This window comes from Bombella saccharophila (assembly GCF_026385475.1).
Classification (GTDB): Bacteria; Pseudomonadota; Alphaproteobacteria; order Acetobacterales; family Acetobacteraceae; genus Bombella; species Bombella saccharophila.
In genome coordinates this window covers 319,229-345,333 of sequence record NZ_JANIDW010000001.1, presented here as the reverse complement: position 1 = coordinate 345,333, position 26,105 = coordinate 319,229, and the positions used below count along the sequence as shown (strand labels likewise).

Annotated in this window: 20 protein-coding genes; 9 read left to right on the top strand and 11 right to left on the bottom strand. The window is 54.6% G+C overall.

Annotated features, from left to right (window positions below):
- The first annotated feature begins 39 nt into the window (after positions 1-39).
- From NQF64_RS01550 to NQF64_RS01520, 7 genes are read left to right on the top strand one after another with little or no spacing between them, the layout of a single operon-like run.
- Positions 40-1,512, top strand: coding sequence for a PepSY-associated TM helix domain-containing protein (locus tag NQF64_RS01550; protein ID WP_266106250.1), 1,473 nt, complete (start codon positions 40-42; stop codon positions 1,510-1,512).
- Positions 1,509-1,817 (top strand): hypothetical protein, encoded by a 309-nt coding sequence (locus NQF64_RS01545; RefSeq protein ID WP_266106249.1) that lies wholly within the window; start codon positions 1,509-1,511, stop codon positions 1,815-1,817. The genes NQF64_RS01550 and NQF64_RS01545 overlap by 4 nt, the downstream gene beginning before the upstream one ends.
- Before the next feature lie 23 nt (positions 1,818-1,840).
- On the top strand, positions 1,841-2,851 hold the full coding sequence (locus tag NQF64_RS01540; RefSeq protein WP_099026069.1) for an NHL repeat-containing protein: 1,011 nt from the start codon (positions 1,841-1,843) through the stop codon (positions 2,849-2,851).
- 26 nt (positions 2,852-2,877) lie between these two features.
- Positions 2,878-4,275, top strand: a complete 1,398-nt coding sequence (thrC, locus tag NQF64_RS01535) for a threonine synthase (RefSeq protein ID WP_266106248.1) — start codon at positions 2,878-2,880, stop codon at positions 4,273-4,275.
- Positions 4,276-4,323: 48 nt separating this feature from the next.
- A complete protein-coding gene (locus NQF64_RS01530) occupies positions 4,324-5,592 on the top strand; it encodes a M16 family metallopeptidase (RefSeq protein WP_099026071.1) in 1,269 nt (422 codons plus the stop codon).
- Positions 5,589-6,935 carry a TldD/PmbA family protein gene (locus NQF64_RS01525; RefSeq protein WP_266106247.1) on the top strand — a complete coding sequence of 449 codons (1,347 nt, stop codon included), beginning with the start codon at positions 5,589-5,591 and terminating at the stop codon, positions 6,933-6,935. Before NQF64_RS01530 ends, NQF64_RS01525 begins: the two co-directional genes overlap by 4 nt.
- A gap of 7 nt (positions 6,936-6,942) precedes the next feature.
- Complete coding sequence (locus NQF64_RS01520) at positions 6,943-7,908, top strand: Tim44 domain-containing protein (protein WP_266106246.1); 966 nt, start codon at positions 6,943-6,945, stop codon at positions 7,906-7,908.
- 200 nt (positions 7,909-8,108) lie between these two features.
- On the opposite strand, the gene NQF64_RS01515 is transcribed toward NQF64_RS01520, so the two are convergent.
- From NQF64_RS01515 to NQF64_RS01505, 3 genes are all read right to left on the bottom strand, one after another.
- The gene (locus NQF64_RS01515; RefSeq protein WP_266106577.1) at positions 8,109-9,029 is read right to left on the bottom strand and encodes a heme o synthase; all 921 of its coding nucleotides are present in this window, start codon (positions 9,027-9,029) and stop codon (positions 8,109-8,111) included.
- Positions 9,030-9,081: 52 nt separating this feature from the next.
- Positions 9,082-10,311 (bottom strand): heme-copper oxidase family protein, encoded by a 1,230-nt coding sequence (locus tag NQF64_RS01510; RefSeq protein WP_266106245.1) that lies wholly within the window; start codon positions 10,309-10,311, stop codon positions 9,082-9,084.
- 64 nt (positions 10,312-10,375) lie between these two features.
- Complete coding sequence (locus NQF64_RS01505; RefSeq protein ID WP_266106244.1) at positions 10,376-11,035, bottom strand: class I SAM-dependent methyltransferase; 660 nt, start codon at positions 11,033-11,035, stop codon at positions 10,376-10,378.
- Between the two features lie 188 nt (positions 11,036-11,223).
- Between NQF64_RS01505 and NQF64_RS01500 the strand changes: the two genes are divergently transcribed.
- Positions 11,224-11,532: a hypothetical protein gene (locus tag NQF64_RS01500; protein ID WP_266106243.1), complete on the top strand. Its 309-nt coding sequence runs from the start codon at positions 11,224-11,226 to the stop codon at positions 11,530-11,532.
- Positions 11,533-11,544: 12 nt separating this feature from the next.
- Here NQF64_RS01500 and gshB read toward each other — a convergent pair whose 3' ends face one another.
- The 4 genes from gshB to uvrB form a co-directional block, all read right to left on the bottom strand.
- Positions 11,545-12,531 carry a glutathione synthase gene (gene gshB, locus NQF64_RS01495; RefSeq protein ID WP_099026077.1) on the bottom strand — a complete coding sequence of 329 codons (987 nt, stop codon included), beginning with the start codon at positions 12,529-12,531 and terminating at the stop codon, positions 11,545-11,547.
- Positions 12,532-12,593: 62 nt separating this feature from the next.
- Positions 12,594-13,094 (bottom strand): transcription elongation factor GreB, encoded by a 501-nt coding sequence (greB, locus tag NQF64_RS01490; RefSeq protein WP_099026078.1) that lies wholly within the window; start codon positions 13,092-13,094, stop codon positions 12,594-12,596.
- Positions 13,095-13,099: 5 nt separating this feature from the next.
- On the bottom strand, positions 13,100-14,005 hold the full coding sequence (locus NQF64_RS01485) for an aldose 1-epimerase (RefSeq protein WP_266106242.1): 906 nt from the start codon (positions 14,003-14,005) through the stop codon (positions 13,100-13,102).
- Positions 14,006-14,007: 2 nt separating this feature from the next.
- Complete coding sequence (uvrB, locus tag NQF64_RS01480; RefSeq protein ID WP_266106241.1) at positions 14,008-16,143, bottom strand: excinuclease ABC subunit UvrB; 2,136 nt, start codon at positions 16,141-16,143, stop codon at positions 14,008-14,010.
- Between the two features lie 169 nt (positions 16,144-16,312).
- Between uvrB and NQF64_RS01475 the strand changes: the two genes are divergently transcribed.
- A complete protein-coding gene (locus NQF64_RS01475; RefSeq protein WP_266106240.1) occupies positions 16,313-16,669 on the top strand; it encodes a hypothetical protein in 357 nt (118 codons plus the stop codon).
- Between the two features lie 63 nt (positions 16,670-16,732).
- Here NQF64_RS01475 and NQF64_RS01470 read toward each other — a convergent pair whose 3' ends face one another.
- From NQF64_RS01470 to NQF64_RS01455, 4 genes are all read right to left on the bottom strand, one after another.
- Positions 16,733-18,091, bottom strand: a complete 1,359-nt coding sequence (locus tag NQF64_RS01470; protein WP_266106239.1) for an ABC1 kinase family protein — start codon at positions 18,089-18,091, stop codon at positions 16,733-16,735.
- 47 nt (positions 18,092-18,138) lie between these two features.
- Positions 18,139-19,959: a M3 family oligoendopeptidase gene (locus tag NQF64_RS01465; protein WP_266106238.1), complete on the bottom strand. Its 1,821-nt coding sequence runs from the start codon at positions 19,957-19,959 to the stop codon at positions 18,139-18,141.
- Positions 19,960-20,031: 72 nt separating this feature from the next.
- A complete protein-coding gene (gene gltB, locus NQF64_RS01460; protein WP_266106237.1) occupies positions 20,032-24,594 on the bottom strand; it encodes a glutamate synthase large subunit in 4,563 nt (1,520 codons plus the stop codon).
- Positions 24,594-26,027: an NAD(P)-dependent oxidoreductase gene (locus NQF64_RS01455; RefSeq protein ID WP_266106236.1), complete on the bottom strand. Its 1,434-nt coding sequence runs from the start codon at positions 26,025-26,027 to the stop codon at positions 24,594-24,596. The genes gltB and NQF64_RS01455 overlap by 1 nt, the downstream gene beginning before the upstream one ends.
- Between the last annotated feature and the right edge of the window lie 78 nt (positions 26,028-26,105).

Genomic DNA, 26,105 nt, shown 5'->3' with positions numbered 1-26,105 from the left:
AGATGCGAACAATTCTCATTCATATGTTGTCGCACCCCTATGTCCCCTAGGCTCCGCACCATTTTGCGCGTTATCCACCGTTGGGTTGGCTTTCCCTTTGGGGTCTTTTTATTCATCCTCTGTTTTACAGGGAGCCTTGCTTGCTTTGGGCCAGAAGTCCAAAACTGGATGCAGCCAGAGGCAGCCTTGCGCCCCTCTTCCCCTCCCATGAGCCAAACCGGCCTTATAGAGGCAAGCCATCAGCTTAAAGCCCAGCTTGATAAAGGCCAGTTCGCCTTTTTAAAACTGCCCTCACAACGAGACCCTGTTTTCCGCCTATGGCATTATGATGGCCATATTTTCCGCGGCCCTGCGCTTGCTGCCGATACCGGCTTGCCTCTCCTCACATCGGATGTTGTCGGGGGCTCCTTTTTCACCACCCTCCATAGCAGCCTGTATCTTCCTACGCCGTGGGGACAATGTCTCACTGCCTTAGCTGGCTTGGCCTTGATGATAGCCCTCATCAGCGGTTTATGGCTTCAACTCCGCCGCTTTCTCCCTGACTTACTCCTTTTCCGCCCTCATGCGGCACGCCATCGCCAATGGTTGGACCTCCACCTCCTTGGGGGAACGCTCAGCATACCAATTCTTTTCATCGTGGGGGGCTCTGGCCTTGTGCTGCAATCCCAAAAACTCCTTCATTTTATCAATCCGCCCTCCCACACAGCACGACCTGCAAACCGCCATCAGGCCCATAGTCAGACATCACCCCCTATCTCTGATGCACTCATCACCAAATTAGCCCAAAACGCACAACAGCAATGGGGTGATGAGGGCAATGGCTTCTTCATGCTTGCGGGCAAAGAGCTCGCCTTATATGCCCCTGATACACTGCATTTCTGCCTTTACCGCCAAGCCATAACAGCTTCACGCCCGCGCCTTCCCCCTCACAATTTATGCCCTACTCTACATAGCGTTTTCCTCGGGGTGCATAACCTGCGCTGGGCGGGGTTCGTCACACGTTGTCTTTATGGGCTCACTGGCCTTTTAGGGTGCTTAATTATCGGCTCCGGCATGAGGCTGTTCTTACAATCGGAGCAAAATCACCTCTGCCATCATCACGCCATCACTTACAGTCAGCATATTCGGCAACGGCTCTATCGCGCGGTGAGCATGGCGACAATATTCGGCTTACCCCTCGCCACCCTTGCTCTTTGCTGGAGTACACGGCTCCCTGCCCCCCTCCCCCCCATCTTATGGGAGGAAGGGCTTTTCTTCACCTTATGGGGTGTCTCACTTCTTTACGCCTTGATAAGCCGCCATGCTGCCCGCCATTTATTGATGATGTTGATGCTCTTAGGCCTTGGCACAAGCGGGCTAGACCTTGCCACTCGTCCCTTCCATACAGGCCGCCCAGCTCTTTTTCTTAGCGTTGATGCTCTTGCTGCCTGTCTGGGAGGGGCGTGCCTATTGGCCCTTCTTTACCATCCTCATTATGCCAAAAAACGCGCTATTTTGAGGTCAAAACGATGATAACCCTCCTGATACTCCTCCCCCTATGGGGATTCATTGGGCTCTGTTATCTCAACAGCCTGCCTCCCCATAGGCGGCAAAACCCATGCCATCTTCCACGCTCTACCCCATGGCAACGTTCCTGCTATATCGCAGGCCCTTTCATCGCTTTAGCCTTAAGCTATCGCCTCGCGGGGCTAGATGGCCTCTTCCTCTGGGGCTTTAGCGCGCCACTTATGGGTATTGTCCTCGGTATTACCCTACCTTACTGGCCCAAAAAGCATGTGCAAAAAGAAGCTCTGAGCGATCACTACTTGCAAAAATGACAGGAAGCCTCAAAATACCCGTTATGAAAGTCTGTTTCTCTCGCCTTTTGGCCTCAGCTTTAGCCCTCCCCGCCGCCCTCTTGGGCGTGAGTACTGCCGCACATGCGGACCGCCCTTGGCAGGATGTCCCAACACCCGCGCAGGTGATAAAGGAGTTCCCCCTCAGCCAACCGCTCGCCCCTGTGCTAACAGCCCTTCCCGCTGGCACACCCTTTACATTGAGCAAAAATGGCAAACTCTACCGCTTAGACCCCGTTGATGGCCGCCTTACCACCTTAATGGATGAGCTTCCCCCCCTCAGTGCCGTCACTGCTACAGCACAAGGCTTATGGGCTGTCGCGCCGGCCCCTAAGCCAGAGCTCCTCAATCTCGCGCCTGATACTGGTGTTATTCTTAATCATATTAGCATTACAAAAGTTCTCACAACGGGTAGCCATATCGCAGCGATGCGTATTGCGCATGATACCGCCATTCTTGCTGATGATGGCGTCCCGGCCTTTATCATCATCGACCTAAAAACAGGCAAAATGCAACGGCTGTTAGAAGGCTCCCCTACCTTGAGCGGGCACGGCCCTCTTATGCGCCGGGGGCAGCCTGTTACCACCGCTAGCGGCCAAGCAGAGACAGGCGGGAATATCCGCTTCCTCGCTTTAGATCACAACCGCCAATGGCTTTTTTATCAGGCTCCAACAGGGCCGCTTTATCGCATTGGTACAAACCTACTCACCGACCCGAGCCTCGGCCCAGCTGAACGCATTGAGGGCATGGCAAATTGGCGGCGCACCCCTAGCCTTGGTGGCCTAACGATAGATAGCCACGATGTGCTTTATATGGCTGATATTGAGCATGGCGACCTCCTCGCCTTTGGGCCAGACCGAATCCCGCTACGTCTCCTCCATGATGACCGGCTTTATGATGCCCAAGCCCTCACTGTTTTAAAGGATAAAACCAGCCCACAACGCCATTTGGCGGTCCTGCTTGGCCCAACAGCAGCAGATAGCCATTATCATCTTCTGGAAATTGCTCTGCCCTAATGGCATTTCAGTGTTATAGAGGTTCCATGCGTTATCGATCTACTCGCGGCACATTAGATGCCGCTGCTCCTGATTTTTCCGATATCCTTCTCAGCGGATTGGCCGATGATGGCGGGCTATATATGCCCGACCATTGGCCCCACATCCCGCGTGAGACCTTAACAAGCTGGCGTGCCCTCCCTTATGCTGACCTTGCTGCAGAGGTCATCGGCCTCTTTACCGAAGGCAGCATAGACCGCGATACACTCCGCACAATGGCGCGGGAGGTTTATGGCACCTTCGACCATGCCGCTGTTACCCCGTTAGTTGAGGTGGATGACGGGCTGTTCTCGCTAGAATTATTCCACGGCCCTACCCTCGCTTTTAAAGATATGGCCATGCAGATGCTTGGCCGCCTTTTTGAATATGTGTTGAAGCAACGCAACCGCCATGTAACCATCGTTGGGGCTACCTCTGGCGATACAGGATCTGCCGCGATTGAGGCCTTCCGCGGGCGAGAGCATATCTCCATCATCATCCTCCACCCCCATAATCGGACATCCGAGGTCCAGCGGCGGCAAATGACCACCGTGTTGGAGGATAACGTCCTCAACATCGCCATAGAGGGCGATTTTGATGATTGTCAGGATATGGTGAAAGCCATGTTCGCTGATGAGACCTTCCGTCAGGAATGTTCGCTCTCGGCTGTTAATTCCATCAACTGGGCACGGATTGCCGCACAAATCCCCTATTATGTACATGCAGCCCTCGCCCTTGGTGGGCCGGATAGGCCTGTCTCCTTTGCTGTGCCGACGGGTAATTTTGGCAATATTCTCGCCGCATGGGTCGCCAGCCAGATGGGCCTACCCATTGAGCATCTCTGCGTTGGCTCAAACCGTAATGACATTCTCACGCGCTTCCTCCTCAATAACGACATGACCAAGCGCAAGGTGGAGCCGAGCCTCTCACCCTCGATGGATATTCAAGTCTCCTCCAATTTCGAGCGTTTATTGTTTGAGATGCTAGGCCGGGATTCCAACCGCTGCCGCGCTATTATGACGGAGTTCCGCCAAACCGGGTGCATGGCGGTCCCCCATGATGCGTGGGAGCAAATTCGGGAGGTCTTTTCTGGCATGGCCTTGGATGATGAGCACACTGCCGAGACTATGCGCGCGCTTTATAAAAGCAGCCATTATCTAGCGGACCCTCACACGGCCATCGGCCTTGCTGCGGGTAAACGCTTCCGCGAGGCAGGCGTGCCGATGGTTGCCGCTGCCACGGCGCATCCAGCAAAGTTCCCCGATGCGGTGAAAAAAGCAACGGGGATTCACCCAGCCCTTCCCCCTCATCTGGCCGACTTGTTCTCTCGTAAGGAGCGTTATGACGTCCTGCCAAACGATATAGACAAGGTCAAAGCGGCTGTGCGCGCTCATCGGGGCCATTAAAGCGCGCATATCCCATTCTTTTACACGCATGGACCATCACGAAACTGCATGAACGAACAAATCAAACGTACAACTCTTGATAATGGCCTCAACATCGTCACAGAGCGGATGGAACGGGTCGAGACGGTCTCTTTTGGGGCCTATGTTGCCGCTGGCAGCCGTCATGAGGAGGCAGAGACAAACGGGGCGGCTCACTTCCTTGAGCATATGGCCTTTAAGGGCACACAACGCCGCTCTGCCATCCGCATTGCCGAGGAGATTGAGAATGTCGGCGGGTATATCAACGCCTATACGGCGCGCGAAAATACCGCTTATTACGTCAAGCTCCTTAAAAATGACCTCCCTTTAGGGGTGGATCTCATCGGCGATATTCTCACCCACAGCACCTTCCTCCCAGAGGAGGTAGAGCGTGAGCGGGGCGTTATTCTGCAAGAAATTGGCCAAGCCAATGATACGCCTGATGACATCGTTTTTGACCATTTTCAGGATTGTGCTTATCCCGACCAACCAATGGGCCGCCCCATCCTCGGGACGGAAAACGGCATCGCTACTATGAGCCGTGACACTTTAATGGCTTATATGCACCGCCATTATAGCACGCAAAATATGGTCATCGCTGCGGCAGGGAATCTCCATCATGATGAGGTGGTCGCATTAGTCCGCAAACATTTTGCCGACCTCCCCACACATACGCCCCCGCAAGCCGTTCCCGCCCATTATAAAGGGGGGATGAAGCAGACAGAACGCAAGCTAGACCAAGTGCATATCCTTATGGGCTTCCCCGCCCCTGGCTATCGGGAGCAAGGCTATTATAGCGCGATGGTCCTCTCCACCTTACTCGGTGGGGGCATGTCCTCCCGTTTGTTCCAAGAAATCCGGGAGCGGCGCGGTTTGGTTTATAGCGTCTATTCCTTCGCTAGCCCCTTTGCTGATAGCGGCTTGTTCGGCCTTTATGCTGGGACAGGGCCAGATAAAACCGATGAGCTCATCCCCGCCGCCCTTGCTGAGCTACGCAATCTGCAACATGGCATCAATGATGAGGAGCTCAATCGCGCCCGCACGCAGCTAAAAGCCTCTTTGCTCATGTCGCTGGAAAGTACAGGCAGCCGTTGCGCCCAAATTGCGCGGCAAATCCAGGTTCATGACCGCATCATCTCGACAGAGGAGATTGTCCGCAAGATTGACGCTGTGACAGAGGGCGATGTTCTCGCTATGGCACGCACCATCTTTGAAGGGGCACCAACCCTCACCACTATGGGGCCCGCACGCAACATTCCAACGCTGGATAGCCTCCATAACGCTTTGAAGGCGGCATGACAGACCTCCTCACTCCCCTTCACGATGCTCTCACACGTGCGCGCCATCACGGAGCGGACCATGCTGATGCCCTCATTATGCGGAGCCAGAACCGCTCTGCTATGATTCGGCAAGGCAAGGCGGAGGGCATCCGCCATGCAGAGGGGCTCTCCCTCAGCTTGCGTGTCTTTCATCAAGGGCGTGTTGCCAGTGTGTCAGGCAATGACCTCACCACACACGCACTCGACCAGCTAGCCGAACGTGCTTGTGCGATGGCTCAAGCCGTTCCGCCCTCCCCAGAGGATGGATTAGCCGAGCATCCGCTCATCCCGCTCCCACAAGAGGCCATCACAAAGCTAGACCTCTTTGACTCCACACCCACACCAGAGATAGACGCCCTCCTCGCCACAGCGAAGGAAATGGAAGGTACGGCCCTCGCCCATAAGGGCATCACAAATAGTAGCGGGGCCGCAGCGAGTGCCAGCACGCATGACATTGCCCTTGCCACAAGCGCAGGTTTTGCGGGGCAGTATCAACGCAGTGGGCATAGCCGAAGCATCAGCGTTGTGGCAGGCACAGGTCCGCATATGCAGCGTGATTATGCCTTCCATAACGCGGTGCATCAGGCCGATTTGCACAATCCGACTCACTTAGGGGATGAAGCAGCCCGTCATGCGTTGGCTCGTCTCAACCCTATCCGGCCTAAAACGGGCTTTTATCCCGTATTATTCGCCCCACGCGTCTCCTCCTCTCTCTTAGCGCATTTCGCCGCAGCTATTAATGGCGCGGCCATTGTACAAGAGGCCTCCTTTCTTAAAGATAAGCGCGGAGCGGCCCTTTTCCGTAAGGGCATCACCTTAACTGATGACCCAACCCTCCCTCGCCTTGCGGGGTCTCGCCCCTTTGATGGTGAAGGGAGCGCGACTCTTCCATTAAATCTTGTTGAGAATGGCCAACTCAACCACTGGTTGCTAGATAGCCGCTGCGCGCGTAAGCTAGGCTTCCCTACAAGCAATGGGCGGGCTATCCGCAGCGGAGGGAGTGTACGGCCGGGTCTTTCCACATTCTATCTCCATCCTGGAGACCATTCCCCCTCTGCGTTGCAATCTGATATTAAAGAAGGCGTGTTACTGACAGAACTTATGGGCAATGCCATCAATATGCTCACTGGGGATTATAGCCGTGGTGGCTCTGGCTTTATGATTCGCAATGGTGAGATTGCCGAGCCTGTCTCTGGCATTACCATTGCTGGCAATCTGCTTGAGATGTTTGCCCGCCTTATCCCGGCCAATGACCTCGACCTCATGGCTGGTTATCACGCCCCGACCATTCGTATCGACCATATGAGTCTTGCTGGAGACTAACCCGATTATGCGTATTCGTCTTATCCCTCTTGCCACAGCGGTGCTGTGCCTGCCGCTCTTTGCCCTCGCCCCTGCCGCTGAGGCCCGCGCTGGGATGGGCTCCTCCCTTGGCAGCCGTGGCTCCCGTACATGGAGCGCACCGCCCCGCACCAGCGTTACCCCTAGCTGGACACGGCCTATGGACCGTAGCATGACCCCACGCACCCCCTCTTACGGCACGGCAGAGCCTTCCATGGGCAGTGGCTTCAACCGTCCTGCTTTTGGTGGTGGGATGCGCCCTCCCTTTGCGGCACGTCATCCCTTCCTGACCAGCTTGGCCGGTGGCTTCTTAGGGGCTGGCCTTTTTGGAATGCTTAGCGGGCATGGCTTCTTTGGGGGCTTTAGTGGTGGCGGTTCCTTCTTTGGCTTTATCTTCCAAGCACTGCTCGTTGCGTTGCTGATAAACTTCGTCATCAAATTATGGCGGCGATCCTCAAGCACGAATAATGGCCCTACAACGGGGTTTACGCCCGCTAATGGTGGAGCATCTCCCTTCCCCAACCAACCTCAGGCTGCACCAGCACAAGATGTTACCTTAACACCAGAGGATTATCAGAGCTTCCAACAACTCTTGCTCAATGTCCAAGCGGCATGGAGCGCGCAGGACATGGCCTCCCTGCAACGTATGGCCACGCCGGAGATGGTGAGTTACTTCAATAACCAACTCTCCGAGCTTACAAGCCGTGGGGCGCGCAATATCGTCTCTCAGGTACGTTTCATCCGTGGGGACCTCGCCGAGGCATGGCGGGAAGGCAATATCACTTACGCTAGCGTTGCTCTGCAATATTCTGCTGTCGATGTCACGACCGATAGTATGGGCACAGTGCTTGATGGCAGCAAAACCGAGCCACAAACTATTACAGAGCTTTGGACCTTCCTCCGGGCCGATGGACGCGGTAATTGGATTCTCTCTGCCATCCAACAGGCAGGGTAATCTTACACCTGCTGAGCAATAGGTAAAGAAAACCCCGCATCCTGCCTGCGCTGGTGAGATGCGGGGTTTTTTATAAGCCCTCATAAGGGCACCTTACAGCCGGTAAAGAGCTGCCACAAAAAGGGAAAGAGCAAAAAAGGACAAGCCAACAACAATGCCAAAAAGGCGGCCTTGCCGGCGGGGGGTCGTATTAAGATCGCTCATGCCAGAAGAACCCTATCAATCAATAGACCACAAAAGAGAAAAAAGAGATATGCCAGCGAGTAGCGAAAAGCATAGCGAGCTGGTCTATCCTTTGTCAGGCTGTTACCCTTATCATCTTGCTTATCACAGAGAACGCGCAGCCCGTAATAGATAAAGCCGAGGTCTAACAGGCTAGTGCAAACTGTGTAGAACCAGCCACATTGACCCACCACACTCGGCACGAGCGAGACAAGGCTTAAAATCACGGTATAAATGACAATCTGCCAGCGCGTATGGCGTGCACCTTTTACGACTGGCAACATAGGGATGCCCGCACTCTCATAATCCTTACACGCATAAAGGGAGAGAGACCAAAAATGCGGCGGCGTCCATAAAAAGACAATCGCGAACATCACTACAGGCAACACATCTAGCGAGCCCATGCTCGCAGCCCAGCCTATCATGGGGGGGAAAGCCCCCGCCGCCCCACCAATCACAATATTCTGCGGCGTGCTACGCTTAAGCCACATCGTATAAATCACGCCGTAAAAGAAGATGGAGAACGCCAAAATCCCCGCTGCGAGCAGGTTTGTCGCCAACCACAGCACCACAACCGACGCCACGGAGAGAATCACGGCATAAACCAGCGCGCTCGTCGGCTCTACACGCCCGCCTGGCACGGGGCGAACCTGCGTACGCTTCATAATCGCATCAATATCGCGGTCATACCACATATTGATGGCCCCAGCCGCCCCAGCCCCGATGCAAATACAAGCAATGATAACAAGACCAACGGGGATAGACGGCCATTTAGGGGCCACGGCCATGCCTGCAAGCCCCGTAAATACAACCAGCGAAATCACCCGCGGTTTGAGCAAGGCGATCCAATCTTGCAAGGCGGCATCACCATTTTGCCCCTCTACACGCAACATAGCCATAAACCGCGTTAGTAGCGATGAGGATGGTGTGGATGATGCCTGCATGATGCGATTACCCTTTACACTCAAGCTCGGCTCTAATGTTGGCACGCGCCACTAACAGAGCGTACCAAAGCCGCCCTGCGACCAAGCCGAACATGACCAGACTCGCCGTCATCAAAATAACCGCGGGGAGGGCAAGCTGCGGCATGACCGAGCAGACTGCCCCTATAAATGTCACAAAAGCATGAAGGGAGCCAAAAAAGACCAGCCCTTTATTATGCTGCGCCAACCCCGCAGAGCACCACGCATAAAATGCCGCGCCTAGTGCCAATAAGCTACCAAACATAACTAATTGATGACTCGCCGCGCCTGAAAGCCCAAAGGGGAGTGACTGCACACCCCCCAACACCATCAAAATCCAGCCCGCTAAAAGCAGCACCAAACCACCAGAGGCCCAGCTTGCCACAGGGCCGGATGGCAGACGCGCGCGCCACATATCACCTAGAAACGCTCCTAAAAGAGCCAAGCAGGGCATCGCGAGCCCCACCACAAGCCCGACCCTATACGCCGTAGAGGATAGCCCCCCAAATAGATGGTCCGCCCAGCATAAAACAGGCACAAGCCCCATCACCCCAAAAGCATAAGGGGCACATCGTGCGACCATGCCACGTTCCGCTTTGGCAGGGAGCAGGGCTGCAACAATAATCCCTAAAGAAGGAACGCTCAGCAAGCTCATCTCGACCCCACCATGCAGGACTGCCAGCAAAGCCGTTGCCCCACCACCCGCAAAGCCACTACGCACGAGGAAAGCCAAAAGAACCGGTGCTACGATGAGAACAGACAAAGCACTCCCCACAAAAGCCCAAATGAGGGGAGGAAACGCCCGAAAGGTGATAGAGCGCATCTCCAATATTGTGGCAAGAACATTGACGGCCAAAGCCAACATCCCCAAGGCCCAAAGAGCTAACCCCCCATAGGGCATAACAGGCAGCAAAAACACACCGACAGCTAAAAGCACAAACCCGGCGTGAGAGGCAGTGGGGAGGGCCATCCCCTCACCCTTTAAAAGCTTGGGGAGGAACCATTGCGCCATACCCCCCAACATCACAGGGCAGACGACATAAAGCGTCATCAACAACGCATGAGCCACCACAACACCAGCAGAGGGTTGCACATGGAGGAAAGGCATCCCTAAGCTTCCCCCTAACATGCCCGCAAAAAATGCGAGCAAGAAGAACCTTCCCCCCTCACGATGTAGGGCGGTAGAATATGTTTTCTGAAATAAAGGCCTTGTAGTCACGTCTTTGATGCCAGTTTAGTCTTGTCTCAATCCAATCTAACCATCCTTAACCGGATGGAAGACCTTATTCTTTAGACGGCTCTTGCGGCAATGTCACGAGGGTAAACAACCCCGCTGGGGGGACAGGTGTAACCGTCGCACGCGCTAAATCCTCCGGTGGTAGAAGTGATTCAATCGCAAAATCAGGGTGCCACCCTAGCGCGCGCGAGGCCCGTGCCATCACACGCTCAACACGTAAGCGAATCCCCCTCTGCGCTAGGAAGTGGTTGACAAATAGAATATGCCCTCCCGGCTTTACCACCCGTTTTAGCTCAGCCAAAAGGCGATCAGGATGCGGCACCACAGAGGCCACAAACATCCCTACAGCGATGTCAAAACTATTATCAGCAAAGCTTGTTTGCTCTGCATCCATCACCAAAAGTTCATCAATATTACGCAGGCCATCGCGCTTTACGCGCTCCTTAGCTAAAGCCAGCATATCTTCTGAAAGATCGATTCCTGTAATGCGTTTTTCAGCCCGATAAGAGGGCAAAGCAAGCCCGGTACCAACCCCGACCTCCAGCACGCGCTCTCCTGGTAGGGCATTCACCGCAGCTACAGCCCGGCGTCGCCCAAAGGCTGAGACACCCCCAAAGACTTTGTCATACATATGCGCCCAACGACGATACGCCTCACGCACGCTATCTGCATCAAGAGAAGAACGAGGGTTAGGGGAAGACACCATGAAAAAAACGCAGCCTCAACAGTCTGCCCCCAATTAAAGCGGGGAGCATGATCGCTACTGATACCTATCAGTTTGCCCCTTCTTGCCTCTCCTCACCCTTTGCTGACAAGGTGGCTAAGGGGTATAATGGAAAAAAAATTCGTTTATCTGCCTTGCAGGGCCCCACTCTACAGTGCAGGACTACCATAATGAAGCATCTTAACCTCATTCTTGCTCTGCTCTGCCTAGTTGTATGGGCTAGTCTCTATATTGTCTATTATAAAGAGCAACTTATCCCCTGGGCGGTTAACCGCTTCACCCGTGATAAAATGCCCAAAGATACAGAGATTAAAGACGGCTACTTCTCTGACGGGCTGGCCGTCCCCTTCCGCGAAAATCTTTACCCTTCTAAAAAGCCCACGCAAGCGGGAAAAGAGCAAAACACAGAGCCACCCCCTCAACAGCCGCAGAAGCATGATGCGGAGGGTGATGCGCCACCTCCCCCACACCAGCCATAGGGTATAAAGAGGTCAGGCTAGACGCCCCTCAATACATTCCCAAATTAACCCAGCACTATTAATGCCATCAAAGCGGTCCAGCTCTTGCAAGCCTGTTGGGGAGGTGACGTTGATCTCCGTCAGCCAATCGCCAATCACATCAATGCCGGTGAAGATAAGCCCGTGCTCTTTAAGGTAAGGGCCAATCGCTTTGCAGATCTCCTTATCTCGCGCTGTCAGGGCCACACGCTCGGCACGACCACCGACATGCATGTTAGAGCGCGCATCACCCTGGGCTGGCACGCGGTTGATCGCCCCAATCGGCTCCCCATCCACAAGGATGATGCGCTTATCGCCTAACCGCACAGCAGGTTCGTAACGCTGCACCATTAAAGGCTCACGCGAGCGAGAGAAGTGCATCTCCAAAAGGGATGAGAAGTTCTCATCATCCTCCTTCACCCGGAAGATGCCCACCCCGCCATTGCCGTACAGAGGCTTGAGGATGATGTCCTTATGCGTCTGGCGGAAAGCGGCAATCGCCTCCTTATCCCATGTAACCAAGGTTGGCGGCATAAGCTGGGGAAAATGTGTGACCAGCAACTTCTCTGGCGCATTGCGCACCGAGATAGGGTCATTCACCACCAATGCCCGCCCCGGCCCTGTGCCATGAATATGCTCTAACATATGGGTCGCTGTGATATAGCCCATATCAAAAGGCGGGTCTTGCCGCATGAGGATGACATCAAAACTGCCGAGGTCTAACACCTCCTCTGGGCCAAAAGCCGCATGGTCCCCCTTTTTACGCTGGACACTCACCTTACGTCCCCGCGCTTGGAGGCGGCTTGAGGTGCCCTTCCCCTCCAATAAAGACAATGTGGTGGGATGATAGACATAAAGCTCATGACCACGCCGTTGGGCTTCTAACATCAATGCGAAGGTGGAATCGCCATCAATATTAATCTCCTCCAACGGGTCCATCTGCACAGCCACACGGCATGAGGACGATGATAACGACACCATAACTTATTACTCCGCAAAGCAGGTCACAAAGGCGCAAGCCAGATGGCTCTCTTAGGCCGGACTTAAGCCGGATGAGGATAGGTGATAGATAGGACCTCTACCAATACAGGGCCAGAGGGGGTGTGCATAGTCACTTCATCATGCACAGCCGCCTTCATCAAGGCCCGTGCAGCAGGGGCTTGCAGGCTAATCTCCCCATGCTCCAACCGCGCTTCATCCACACCGAGGATGGTCACCGTATAATGGCGGTCCTCCTCATCAGCATAACATACAGTAGCCCCAAAAAAGACACGCTGGCGGTTGGTCTGCGCGGCGGGGTCCACAATCACGGCCTGATCCAGCCTTTTGGTTAGGAAGCGGATGCGCCGGTCAATCTCGCGGAGGCGGCGTTTACCATATTGATAATCCGCATTCTCGGAGCGATCCCCATTACTCGCCGCCCAAGAGACAATCTCCACAACCTGCGGGCGTTCCTTTTGGGTTAGCTCTTTAAGCTCCGCCCGCATCCGCGCAGCCCCTTGAGGGGAGAGATAACGATGCAGCGCAATCTTCTCACCAGCCATACAGCCTAACCTTCTGCCGGGCGGCGTGGGGCCTCAACTTGGACATGCAGCATTCCCCCACAGCTTTGCCCCGGCGCAAGAACATGTACGCCCCGCCCTGCACTATCAGGCCGATTAAGCGCGTCCGTCATACTCGTTACAGGCTCAATAGCCACATAGTCATCAGCGAGTTGGGAGAACACCACGAGATGAGAGAATATTCCATCCGCCTTTATCGTCACAGGCGGCGTTGTGGGGGATGGCTCCAAAAGCGCAGAGCCGGTAAAGCCTGCAAAACCGTTATCCAACACGCGCCCTGCCAAAGCCTGCCCTTTGGAGAAATCCCACTCCCCCTCGCAGGCTTTTTGCGTCTCTGGCAGGCCTGTCTTATCCGTCAACCACACGGAGTCCGCGTTAAAGGTTAAACGGGCTGCCTCTGTTGCATGGAAGAAGGGATGAAAGCCAAACCCTACAGGCTGGTCACGCTCATCACAATTCTTCATCACTAAAGAGATATGCAGCCCATCAGCGCGTAACTCATACGAGATGACAGCCCGATACGCGTAAGGCCATTCCCGCTTCGCCGCCTCATCCTCTGGTTTATGTTCGAAGGTCAAAATAGCGTGGCTCTCCGTCTTATGAGAGACCTGCCATTCATGCTCCCACCCATTACCGTGGATAGAGTGAGGGCAGCCTTCCATATTCAAAGCAAGCTGATGCGCCTCCCCCCCAAAAGCGAATTGCCCCTTCGCAAGACGATTCACATAAGGCAGAAGCGGGTAAGCCCCCACCGCTATACCCTTTTGCCCGCGTAAAGCCTCATTAGCGACAGGGCGAAGAATATCATGCCCCCGCACCTGCCATTGCACCAAAGCGGCCCCGACATCAGGCAGGATAGTAAGGCTCTGCTCGTCTCTCTTTAGGGTTAACATGGCTAATCCTTCTTTCTGCGTTTGCTTGTCCGTTTGGTCGTCTTACGGGCTGGCCCTTGGGGGGCGGCTTTGGCGGGCATGGGGGGAGCTATCAAGCCAATATCACTTGCCTCCCGCCGGTGAATCTCATCACGAAAGGCCGCTGCTTGCTCGAAGTCAAGCTCTGCTGCGGCTTCTCGCATCTTTTTACGCAATTCATCAAGGGTAAGCTGTGGGTCTGCCTCGGCAGAAGGCTCCTTGCCCGCGATTTCTTCTTGAAAGAGCGTATCACTAATACGGCTTCGCACAGTTTGCGGGGTGATGCCGTGGGCCTCATTCCACGCCATTTGCTTCTCACGGCGGCGGGCTGTTTCCTCAATCGCATAACGTAGGCTATCGGTCTCCTTATCCGCATAAAGTAAGACACGGCCATTCACGTTACGGGCCGCGCGGCCAATAGTCTGCACAAGCGAAGTACGCGAGCGCAAAAAGCCCTCTTTATCCGCATCAAGAATCGCCACAAGGGCACATTCGGGAATATCCAACCCCTCCCGCAGGAGGTTAATGCCCACCAGCACATCAAACGCGCCTAGCCGCAAATCTCGAATAATCTCCATGCGTTCCAACGTATCAATATCGGAATGGAGATAGCGAACCTTTACGCCATGTTCAGAGAGATATTCCGTCAAATCCTCGGCCATGCGTTTTGTGAGGGTGGTGACCAGAACACGACCATTCTCGTCAATCGTAGCTTTGGCCTCATGCAACAAATCATCCACCTGCCCTTCTACCGGGCGGATGATGGTTATCGGGTCTGTTAAGCCTGTGGGGCGGATAATCTGCTCAGCAAAGGCCCCTTCTGTTTGTTCCATTTCCCACGGCCCTGGCGTGGCGGAAACGAAGATACTTTGCGGGCGGAACGCATCCCACTCCGAAAAAGATAAAGGCCGGTTATCCAAACATGATGGCAAACGAAAGCCGAAATCCGCCAGCGTTTCCTTCCGTGCGCGGTCGCCTCGCTCCATCCCGCCAATTTGCGGCACGCCCACATGGCTCTCATCAACAATGAGCAACGCATCTTCGGGGAGATATTCAAAGAGGGTTGGTGGCGGGTCACCGGGCCTGCGTCCAGAGAGATAGCGGGAGTAATTCTCGATCCCCTTACACACGCCTGTTGTCTCTAGCATTTCAAGGTCAAAATTGGTCCGTTGGAGGATGCGCTCCTCCTCCAGCGGTTTCCCCGCATTTTGGAAATACCGAATCCGCTCTTGCAACTCATCTTTAATGCTCACCATCGCTTGATTCAGCGTTGGCCGGGGCGTGACGTAATGAGAGCTGGCATAGAGGCTTACCTCCTCCAACTCTGCCGTTTTCTCCCCTGTTAACGGGTCGAACTCTGTAATACTCTCCACCTCATCACCAAAGAGCATTACACGCCAAGCGCGATCCTCATTCTGGATGGGGAAAATATCCACCTGCTCCCCCCGCACACGGAAGGTTCCACGCTCAAAAGCGAGGTCATTGCGTTGATATTGCAGCTCCACCAAATGACGGATGAGGTCGTCACGGTCGATAATCTCCCCCGGTACGAGGCGAATCTTCATCCGCGCATATGATTCGGGCGAGCCAATACCGTAAATACAAGAGACAGACGCTACGATGATGACATCATTGCGCTCCAACAATGCTTGTGTGGCGGCATGGCGCATCCGGTCGATGCGCTCATTACGCTGGCTATCTTTCTCAATGAACGTATCTGAGCGCGGAACGTAAGCTTCTGGCTGGTAATAATCATAGTAGGAGACGAAATATTCCACCGCATTATCGGGGAAAAACTGCTTCATCTCGCTATAAAGCTGGGCGGCCAAGGTCTTATTGGGGGCCATGATGAGCGTAGGGCGCTGGGCGGCCTCAATCACCTTCGCCATGGTGAAGGTCTTACCAGAGCCTGTCACGCCCATAAGCACTTGGTCCCGCTCTCCAGCTGCCAGCCCTTCTACCAAACTTGCAATCGCTTGGGGTTGATCACCAGAAGGCTCATAGTCCGACTGCACAACAAGCCGCTTTAGCTTTGGCTTTGCCGGTTGGCGCTCAGGGAAAAAATCCGTCTGACGCGGGGCGATAGGTTTTTTCTTCTTACGAGAGGATGAGACTGCCATGCCCCCTAAATGGGGTTATCACCCGGCCGTCACAAGATGCTGATTATGCAATAAATAACCTACCTTCATCTTGCCACGTCATCTCCATAGAATAGACTAATAGTTCTTGAAGGGTTCTTCCCCACGAGCCCGCTTCTTAGAATGTACGTCTCTAAAAAGGTTGACCCTTATGGATATTGAACAAATTACGCAGAGCTACACGCAGTTTCGCAACACCGCACAGGAAGCTTTTCAACTCATTGACCGGTTAACCGGCCAAATGCAGGAAGCCTCCCAAAATGGCGATGAGCAAGCTGGTGAATGGGCCGAGAGCCTCCAGAAAATTTCCTCCATCTTCCAAAATGGTCAAGGCCATGCGGGCGACCTTGTGGGGCAGCTTGCTGGGCTTGTTAGCCATCTTGGCGAAAAGACAGACGGGGCAAGCTCTGGGGAGCAAGGCGGCGATGTCGCAAACTTCGGCAAGTCTCTTCAGCAAGATGTTATCCAAGAGATTGGTGGCGCATTGCTAAAGAAGTTCCTCCGGTAAGGACCGGCTATAATCTGCATTATGATGAGGCCCAACACGCATTAAGCGCGTTGGGCCTTATTTTTACTGGGCAGGACTAACCTGCGCTTTCTCCAAGGCCTCTTTTTGGCGGGCTGTGAGGGCTTCCACCGTGAAGCCCTGCGTAAGCTCCATAAAGAGCCGGTGCCAATTCACCTTCGCCCCCAACCGTAAGAAGGCACTGCCTAACCCAATGGCAGAGCGGTCTAACATCACGAACTCACGCGGTAAGGTGATGCCGCCCGTCCGTTTTAACCCCTCATAAACACGCTCTAACACTTTACGGGCCTCTTGGGGGTTATTGCTCTCCCCTACATCACAAACATGGTCCGTCATCAAAGGGCGGTAGAAAAAGCGTGCCCATTCATTCAGCACCGCAGCACGCTCGCGGGAAATATCCTTAAAGCCCCAAGCATGATAAGCCTCATAAGCGCGCTCCTCATCCCCATCCCGCAGAGCATGAAAAAGCGCAAGGACACCCTCTACAAAACGAGGCGAGAAAATCCGCACCGCGCCGAAATCCAACAGATTCAACCCGCCATTTTTTCGCACGGTAAAATTACCCATATGCGGGTCACCATGAATCACCCCATAGCGATAAAAGGGCGTGTACCATGCTTTAAACAACGCTACCGCAATCGCATTGCGCTCCTCTTGGGAGCGTTGCTCAGCCAAAACGGACTTCATGGAGCGACCTGGCACCCAATCCATCGTCAAAAGTCGCCCTGTTGTTAGCTCTGCCACAGGGTGAGGGACGGTAACCTCTGGCACATCGGCCAACATATGCTGGTAAAGCCGCACATGGCTGGCCTCACGAATATAATCCAACTCCTCGCGCATCCGCTCCGCAAGCTCGGTATAGACCTCATCTTGCCTAATGGCATTACCCACAAGACTAAAGACCCCTAAACCGCGTTTAAGCTGCTTTAAATCCTGCTCCATCGCGCCGGCCATACCGGGATATTGCAGCTTGCATGCAACCTCGCGCCCATCGGCCAAAGCCGCGCGATGCACCTGTCCTAATGATGCCGCTGCAACAGCCTCATGGCTAAAAGAGCGGAAATGCCCCTCCCAGCCCGGCCCTAGCTCGGCCTTCATCCGCCGTTGCACGAAGCTCCACCCCATAGGCGGCGCATTGGATTGGAGATGTGCTAACTCCTCCGCATATTCATCCGGCAAAGCCCCGGGGATGGTGGAAAGAAGCTGCGCGGCTTTCATCATCGGCCCTTTTAATGAGCCTAAAACAGCGCGTAACTCCTCCGCATGGCTCGTTTTATTGCTGCGCAGCCCCAGCTTATGGCCTGCCATGCGCACTGCAACACCGCCCACCATGCCAGATGCCTGAAACATACGCTGCATGTTATCGACAAAGCCGGTCTTATCGATGTCACGTTCACGCGCCATGCTCATCATCCTTCTTTACTCTGCCCATGAGGGCGGGGAATGACCTTTTAGGAATGAGGCGTGGCCTCAAGCTGGTCAATAAGGCCAGAAATCACATCCAACCCACGCGTCCAGAAGGATGGATCACCCGCATTCAACCCAAAAGGAGCGAGCAGCTCTTGGTGACGCAACGTCCCCCCAGCGGCCAACATCTCCTTATACTTACCGGCAAAACCTGCGGGACTATCCTGGTACACACCATAAAGGGCATTCACCAAACAATCGCCAAACGCATAAGCATAGACATAAAAAGGCGAATGAATGAAATGTGGGATATATGACCAATAAAGGTCATAATCCGGGGTGAAATGGAAGGCCGGCCCTAAGCTGCGCGTTTGCACATCACGCCAGATTTCCCCTAAACGCTCGGCAGGGATTTCCCCTTTGCGGCGTTCATCATGGACCTGTACCTCAAAGAGGTAAAAGGCAATTTGCCGCACCACAGTATTGAGCATATCCTCCACTTTGGATGCGAGGAGATGATGGCGGCATTTAGCGTCACTCTCCCCATCCAATAGAGATTGGAAAGTCAACATCTCCCCAAAAACTGAGGCTGTCTCTGCCAACGTTAAAGGCGTGTTGGAGCGTAAATAGCCCTGCTTCTGCCCTGCTAACATCTGATGAATCCCATGACCCATCTCATGGGCTAAGGTCATCACATCGCGCGGGCGGCCATGATAATTCATCAATAAATAAGGATGGACAGACGGCACAACAGGATGCGCAAACGCCCCGGAGGACTTACCCGGCACTGCTGCCGCATCAATCCATGGATTGCTCAAAAAACTATGAGCATGACGGCCCATCTCCTCATCAAAATCCTGATAAGCGCGATGAACAATAGCCTTGCCCTCATCCCAGCTTAGCCGTTTATCCTGAACATCTGGCAGAGGGGCGTTACGGTCCCAATGCTCCAGCTGCTCTAACCCCAGCCAACGGGCCTTCATGCTATAATAGCGGTGCGATAAACGCGGGAAAGCCGCCTGCACAGCATCCACCAGCGCATCAACAACCTCATCCTCCACCATATTGGCCCGGTTACGGCTGCTCACAGGGCGTGGATAACCGCGCATGGCATCAGTTGTGGCTTTATCCTTTGCTAAGGTGTTGGTAATACCAACAAGCAGCTTATTCTCCGCTGCTAATGTCGCACTAATGGCCTTTGCCGCGGCCTCCCGCCGCTCACGCTGACTATCGGTAAGGTAATTGAACACATCACCAAGGGGCTGGTCTTTCCCCTCAAAATGGACCATCAGCCCGGCCATGGTCTCATCAAAAAGACGCACCCACGCATTACGACCAGACACGGCCATATCTATCAATACACGCTCTACCTCATCAGAGAGCTGATAAGGCCGAAAGACGCGTAAATCCCGCAGATAAGATTGCCATGAGGCGAGGTCTTTATTCTCCTGAAAGCCAGCCTCTAAAACAGCATCATCAAGCCGGTTTAGCTCCAAGGGGAAAAAGAGCAGATGAGCCGAAAGAGCCGTTAGACGCTCACGCACGCTCTGGGCAAACCGCCCTACGCTGGCCTCTGTCGTATGGGCCGCAAAGAGAAGCTGAGCATAAGAGCCAATCTTCCCGAGCCCCTCCTCTATCACCTCATACCCTTGCAGGGCATGGGCCAGCTCCGCAGCGGAGGCTTTGCCAAGTTTACCCTTCCAGCGGGTCTCAAAGCTCTGAGCCTCCGCTGTTAAGCGGATGAAGTCCGACTCAAGGGCTGGGTCCTCTGGTGAGGTATAGAGGTCTGACAAATCCCAGCGTGGGGCCGCAACCGGGCCAGAGGCTGAGACAGACGAAGGCGAGGTGAGAAAAGATGTCATCATGCTGTCAGACTACCGCAAGCAAGCAGCCTCTGAAAACACCCTTTATCACTCTCCTCACCTCATTAGGCTAAATTAGGCCGAAAGATTTTTTAAATCCGCCTCCTCATAGCCAATGATGCGAGCATAATCCTTCGGCACGACATGCCAAAAATGCGGCATCATCTCATCCCAATGGTGCAGTAAGTCCGCTGCATAGGCACTGCCTGTCTCACGCTCGTGCCGCTCTACAAGGGTGCGTAGCTCGTCCTTCCAGCGTTGTGCTGTCACGGGCTGGCACATCACCGTGTCGTGATTCACCCGTTTGAGGAAGTCCCCTTCCCGGTCCAGCACATAAGCTGTTCCACCGGTAAAGCCTGCCCCAAAATTATCGCCCGCTTTACCCAGCACAACGACTGTCCCGCCGGTCATATATTCACAACCATTAGAGCCACAGCCCTCCACCACGGCAATAGCACCGGAGTTACGCACAGCAAATCGCTCCCCCGCTTGCCCAGCGGCAAATAATGCCCCCGCCGTGGCCCCATAAAGCACCGTATTGCCGATGATGGCGTTCTTCTCTGTCGCACAAGGTGTGGCTTTGCTAGGCCGCAGCACTAAGGTCGCCCCAGAGAGGCCTTTGCCAACATAATCATTCGCATCCCCCTCTACCTCAATGCGTAGCCCTTGCACGGCAAAAGCCCCTAGCGATTGCCCCGCAGAGCCGCGCAACGACAATGTGAGGTGCCCTTCTGGCAGACTTGCCATCCCAAAGCGGCGGGTGATGAGGGAGGAAAGACGCGTCCCCACCGCGCGATGTGTATTGCGGACAATATAATGAAGATGCAATTTCTCGCGCCGCTCAAAGAGTGGTTGAGCATCAGCAATAATCTGCGCATCAAGCGTATCGGGCACTTCATTACGGCCCTCTAGGGTGCAATGGCGGGCAAAACCACCCGTATCGGCCTGCACGAGCAGCGCGTTTAAGTCCAAATCATCCAAATAATCCGAGCCACGATAGACCTGATGCAGCAAATCTGTCCGCCCGATAATCTCATCAAGGGAGCGGAAACCTAAACGTGCAAGGATATTACGAACATCCTCGGCAATGAGGGTAAAGAGGTTAATCACCTTCTCTGGTGTGCCCTCAAACTTCTTACGCAGCTCCTCATCCTGCACACATACCCCAACAGGGCAGGTGTTGGTATGGCATTGCCGCACCATGATGCAGCCCATCGCGACCAGAGCCGCCGTACCGATGCCGAACTCCTCCGCCCCTAACATCGCGGCCATGACGACATCACGCCCGGTTTTAATCCCGCCATCCACACGCAACTTCAACCGATGACGCAAGCGATTAAGCATCAACACCTGATGCGTCTCACTCAACCCCATCTCCCATGGTAAGCCTGCATAATAGATGGAGGATTGGGCACTCGCCCCTGTCCCGCCTGAATGACCAGAAATCAAAATCGCATCCGCTTTGGCTTTCGCCACACCAGCAGCAATCGTGCCGATGCCTGTCCGTGCCACCAGCTTGACCGTCACGCTGGCCTCTGGATTGATTTGCTTGAGGTCATAAATCAGCTGGGCGAGGTCCTCGATGGAGTAAATATCATGATGCGGGGGTGGGGAAATCAACGTCACACCCGGTGTTGCATGGCGCAAGCGTGCAATCAGCTCCGTCACTTTAAAGCCCGGAAGCTGACCCCCTTCCCCCGGTTTTGCCCCTTGAGCAACCTTAATCTCCAGCTCGCGGCAATTATTGAGATATTCTGCCGTAACACCAAAACGCCCCGAGGCAACCTGCTTAATCGCAGAGGACGCATTATCCCCATTTGGCCGCGGCATCGCCCGCGCCGGGTCCTCCCCCCCCTCGCCGGAATCAGACTTCGCACCGATGCGATTCATGGCGATGGCTAAGGTCTCGTGCGCTTCAGGGCTTAAAGCCCCGAGGGAAATACCCGGTGCCACCAAGCGGCGGCGAATTTGAGTGATGCCTTCAACATCATCAACATCAATAGGCCGCGCGGTGGAGCGGAAATCCAACAAGTCACGCAGAGCAACAGGCTCTTGGGCTTCCAACGTCTCAACATAACGGCGAAAGAGCTTGTAACTATTGGCCTGCACTGCCGTTTGCAGCATATGCACAGCACTCGCCGAGAAGGAATGAGCCTCCCCACCGGGGCGGATTTTATACCGTCCCCCAATGGGCAGGGGTGAAATATTCGCCGCTTGCCATGCGCGTTTATGCGCCTTGATGACATTACGCGCGATGCCCGGCAGCCCAATGCCCGAAATACGCGAGGCCATACCGGGGAAGAACTCCGCCACCAAAGCACGCGACAGGCCGATTGCCTCGAAATTATAGCCCCCACGATAAGCCGAGACGACCGAAATCCCCGCTTTGGACATAATCTTCAAAAGGCCTTTATCCACGGCCTTACGGTATTGCTCCATCGCTTGGCGAAGGGTCATTTTGCCAAACAGGCCCCGGCGGAGACGCTCTGCAATGCTTTGCTGAGCCAACCACGGATTCACAGTCGAGGCCCCAACACCGACCATCACCGCTAGACTATGAACATCCAACACATCTGAGGCCCGTACATTCACGGAGGTGAAGGTCCGCAAACTATGCGTGATGAGATGCACATGCACCGCCGCTACAGCCAGCACCATCGGCACGGCGGCACGCTCTGCCGTACTATGCTCATCTGTGAGGAAGAGATGCGCACAACCGCCGCGCACGGCCTCCTCAGCCTGTTGGCATAGATGGGTCAAAGCCGCGCGCATGCCCTCCTCCCCATCTGCTACGGGGAAGGTGCAATCAATCGTTGCCCCCTGCGAACCGCACATCTCCTGAAGGCGATGGAACTCCCCATTGGTTAAAATCGGGCTAGAGAGTTGAAGAAGCCGGCATTGGCTTGCTTCCTCCGCAAGGATATTGCCCAGATTCCCCAAGCGGGTCACAAGGCTCATAGCCCGCGTCTCTCGCAAACTATCAATCGGGGGGTTAGTAACTTGGCTAAAACCTTGGCGGAAATAATGCGATAAGCCCCGATAATAGCGCGAGAGCACCTGCAAGGGCGTATCATCGCCCATAGAGGCCAAGGCCTCGCTCCCATTTTCCACCATCGGGTGAAGTGTGGCTTCCATATCCTCATAAGTGAGGTTGACCGCTAATTGACGGCGGCGGAGTGTTTCAGGGTCGATGCCCTCAGGCTCACTCACCTGTGCCATTATAGGGGCAAGGTCTTGGATGCCCTCTTTAATCCAGCCCTCATAATCCTGCCGTGTGATGAGCTGCTCTTGCACATCATCAGGTGTGTAAAAACGCCCTTCATCCAAATCGAGCGCGAGGGTTTGGCCCGGCCCTAGCCGCCCCCGTTGTGCGATGGCCTCATCAGGCACGCGGACCATCCCCGTCTCAGAGCCAACAATCAGCAACCCATCCTTTGTGAGGCTGTAGCGCAAGGGCCTAAGACCTGCCCGATCCAACCCCGCAATCACCCAACGGCCATCTGTACCACATAAGGCCGCAGGGCCGTCCCATGGCTCAATAACGGCATTGCAATAACGGTAAAACGCCTTCGCCCGGCTAGAGAGGGACGAGTTCGCTCCCGCAGCAGCGGGGATAAGTAACGCTTTAGCAAAAGGCGCATGACGCCCCGCAAATGTCAGCAGCTCGAACACATTATCCAACGCCGCAGTGTCGGAGCCTGCAACCTGCACAACCGGTTTTAGGGCGTCCATATAAGCATCAAGCTTAGGGCTGCTCAGGCGTGTCTCATGCGCGCGCATCCAATTCACATTGCCCGAAAGCGTATTGATTTCCCCATTATGAGCAATCTTGCGGAAGGGCTGCGCGAGCTTCCATGTTGGGAAGGTATTGGTGGAGTAACGCTGATGGTAAATCGCAAAACGAGAGATGAAACGCTCATCAAGCAAATCAGGGTAAAAATCCGTCAGATTTTCCGCAAGGAACATACCCTTATAAATCAAAGAACGGCATGAGAGAGAGCAGATATATAAATCCACATGCGCCTGTGTGGCCGCCTTCTCAATACGCCGGCGGATGATGTAGAGGTCACGCTCGAGCGTCTCCTCATCACGCCCCAGCGCATTGCGAATCATAATCTGCTCAATCTCGGGGCGGGTTTCATTCGCTTTTTCGCCAATGCAGGCTGTATTAATCGGCACTTGCCGCCAGCCATAAATCCCGTACCCAAATTTGAGGATTTCTGTCTCAATAATCTGCCGGCACCGCTCCTGCGCGGCGAGGTCTGTACGTGGCAGAAAGACCATCCCGACAGAAATACGGCCCTGAATCCGTAAATCCCCCGCATTATGAATGGCATCTTCAAAGAAGTTCTGCGGGATTTCGACATGAATCCCCGCCCCATCCCCGGTTTTGCCATCGGCATCTACCGCACCGCGATGCCAAATATTACCTAACGCCTCGATACCCGCTTTCACCACGGCACGGCTGGGTTTGCCATCCATCGCTGCGACCAGCCCAACACCGCAAGCATCATGCTCTTGGCGAGGGTCGTACAACCCCTCCAACCGTTGGAGATTCGCCTGATAAGAGGCCACAAAACCCTGCGCCGTCTCGGCTGAAGAGGATGCGCTTTTAGAATGTTTGTAAGAGGCTGACATTAAGCACACTCCCCAACGGATGGTTCTTCACTCACAGAGCAAGCAGAAAGATGCTTCATGATGGCGTCTGCCGCCCCTCGCCCATCACGAATGGCCCACACAACCAAGCTCGCTCCGCGCACAATATCCCCCCCAGCAAACACACCGGGTAGGCTCGTCTCATAGCCACGCTCCCCCACAGCTAATGTCCCCCACGATGTCACCGCTAAGTCTGGCTCTGCCCATAAGGTGGGGAGAGGCTCTGCCTCAAACCCCAAAGCGCAAATCACCATATCGGCTTTAAGGTCTCTCACCTGCTCGGTCGGCTCTACGGCTCGACGGCCTGTCTCATCAGCCGCGCCAAGGCGCATCTCACGCAGCCGCACAGCTTCCACATGCCCATCGCCTAAGAAGGCCTCTGGAGTGAGCATCCATTCAAACCGCGCGCCTTCTTCCTCGGCATTGAGCACTTCTTGGCGAGAGCCGGGCATATTGTCACGATCCCGCCGATACGCGCAGACCACATCTGCCGCCCCTTGCCGAATAGCGGTGCGCATACAATCCATTGCTGTATCACCACCACCTAACACAACAACGCGCTTCCCCCGCGCTGTAAGGCTCTCTGTTGTGGATTCATCACTTTGGGAGGCTTTAAGATAAGGCAGGGCCTCCAGCACATTGGCTAAACCCACACCGGGGGCTTTGACCTGCCGCGCCCGATACACACCTGTCGCTAGAAACACAGCATCATGCTGCTGGCGTAAGATCTCTAACGCAATCGCCCCTTCACCATGCCCAATCGCTTGGCCTAGATGAAAGATAATGCCTTGTGCCTCCAGCAACTTCCAGCGGCGCTCCACCACGCTTTTATCTAGCTTAAAGCCGGGGATGCCGTACATGAGCAACCCGCCGGGCTTCTCCTGCCGCTCATAAACATGCACCTCATACCCCGCCGCGCGCAGCCGCTCGGCACAGGCTAAACCCGCCGGGCCAGAGCCAACAATCCCGATACTCTGCCCTATCTCATGGCGCGGTATGCGTGGTTGCACCCAGCCTTCCTCAAAAGCGGTCTCGGTAATGTGGCGCTCTACCGCCCCGATGGTCACGCTCTTAAAGCCGGGTTGGATAACGCAATTCCCCTCACAAAGGCGATCTTGAGGGCAAATACGCCCGCAAATCTCAGGGAAGCTATTGGTTTGGGAGGACAGCGCATAAGCCTCCTGTAACCGTCCCTCTGTCGCTAAACGCAACCATTCGGGGATGATATTGCCTAACGGGCAATGCACCGTGCAATAAGGGATACCGCATTGCGAACAGCGAGAGGCTTGCTCCCGCGCAGCGTCCGAGCGAAAGCCTTCATAAATCTCCCTAAAATCCCGGCATCTCTCCGCAGCAGGGCGTTTCGTAGGGCGTTTTTGAGACCATTTTACGAATTGCAACATCTGCTCAGCCATTTTACGCCCCATCCCTAAATCCGCATATCGTACCTTTCCCATAAACAAATGAAGGATAGAAAAATAGACAGCATTACT

Excerpts from the sequence above, each read along its gene's own strand:
- NQF64_RS01550 (WP_266106250.1), top strand. The coding sequence starts at position 40 with ATGTCCCCTAGGCTCCGCACCATTTTGCGCGTTATCCACCGTTGGGTT.
- NQF64_RS01545 (WP_266106249.1), top strand. The coding sequence starts at position 1,509 with ATGATAACCCTCCTGATACTCCTCCCCCTATGGGGATTCATTGGGCTC.
- NQF64_RS01540 (WP_099026069.1), top strand. The coding sequence starts at position 1,841 with ATGAAAGTCTGTTTCTCTCGCCTTTTGGCCTCAGCTTTAGCCCTCCCC.
- thrC (WP_266106248.1), top strand. The coding sequence starts at position 2,878 with ATGCGTTATCGATCTACTCGCGGCACATTAGATGCCGCTGCTCCTGAT.
- NQF64_RS01530 (WP_099026071.1), top strand. The coding sequence starts at position 4,324 with ATGAACGAACAAATCAAACGTACAACTCTTGATAATGGCCTCAACATC.
- NQF64_RS01525 (WP_266106247.1), top strand. The coding sequence starts at position 5,589 with ATGACAGACCTCCTCACTCCCCTTCACGATGCTCTCACACGTGCGCGC.
- NQF64_RS01520 (WP_266106246.1), top strand. The coding sequence starts at position 6,943 with ATGCGTATTCGTCTTATCCCTCTTGCCACAGCGGTGCTGTGCCTGCCG.
- NQF64_RS01515 (WP_266106577.1), bottom strand. The coding sequence starts at position 9,029 with ATGGCTATGTTGCGTGTAGAGGGGCAAAATGGTGATGCCGCCTTGCAA.
- NQF64_RS01505 (WP_266106244.1), bottom strand. The coding sequence starts at position 11,035 with ATGGTGTCTTCCCCTAACCCTCGTTCTTCTCTTGATGCAGATAGCGTG.
- NQF64_RS01500 (WP_266106243.1), top strand. The coding sequence starts at position 11,224 with ATGAAGCATCTTAACCTCATTCTTGCTCTGCTCTGCCTAGTTGTATGG.
- gshB (WP_099026077.1), bottom strand. The coding sequence starts at position 12,531 with ATGGTGTCGTTATCATCGTCCTCATGCCGTGTGGCTGTGCAGATGGAC.
- greB (WP_099026078.1), bottom strand. The coding sequence starts at position 13,094 with ATGGCTGGTGAGAAGATTGCGCTGCATCGTTATCTCTCCCCTCAAGGG.
- NQF64_RS01485 (WP_266106242.1), bottom strand. The coding sequence starts at position 14,005 with ATGTTAACCCTAAAGAGAGACGAGCAGAGCCTTACTATCCTGCCTGAT.
- uvrB (WP_266106241.1), bottom strand. The coding sequence starts at position 16,143 with ATGGCAGTCTCATCCTCTCGTAAGAAGAAAAAACCTATCGCCCCGCGT.
- NQF64_RS01475 (WP_266106240.1), top strand. The coding sequence starts at position 16,313 with ATGGATATTGAACAAATTACGCAGAGCTACACGCAGTTTCGCAACACC.
- NQF64_RS01470 (WP_266106239.1), bottom strand. The coding sequence starts at position 18,091 with ATGGCGCGTGAACGTGACATCGATAAGACCGGCTTTGTCGATAACATG.
- NQF64_RS01465 (WP_266106238.1), bottom strand. The coding sequence starts at position 19,959 with ATGATGACATCTTTTCTCACCTCGCCTTCGTCTGTCTCAGCCTCTGGC.
- gltB (WP_266106237.1), bottom strand. The coding sequence starts at position 24,594 with ATGTCAGCCTCTTACAAACATTCTAAAAGCGCATCCTCTTCAGCCGAG.
- NQF64_RS01455 (WP_266106236.1), bottom strand. The coding sequence starts at position 26,027 with ATGGCTGAGCAGATGTTGCAATTCGTAAAATGGTCTCAAAAACGCCCT.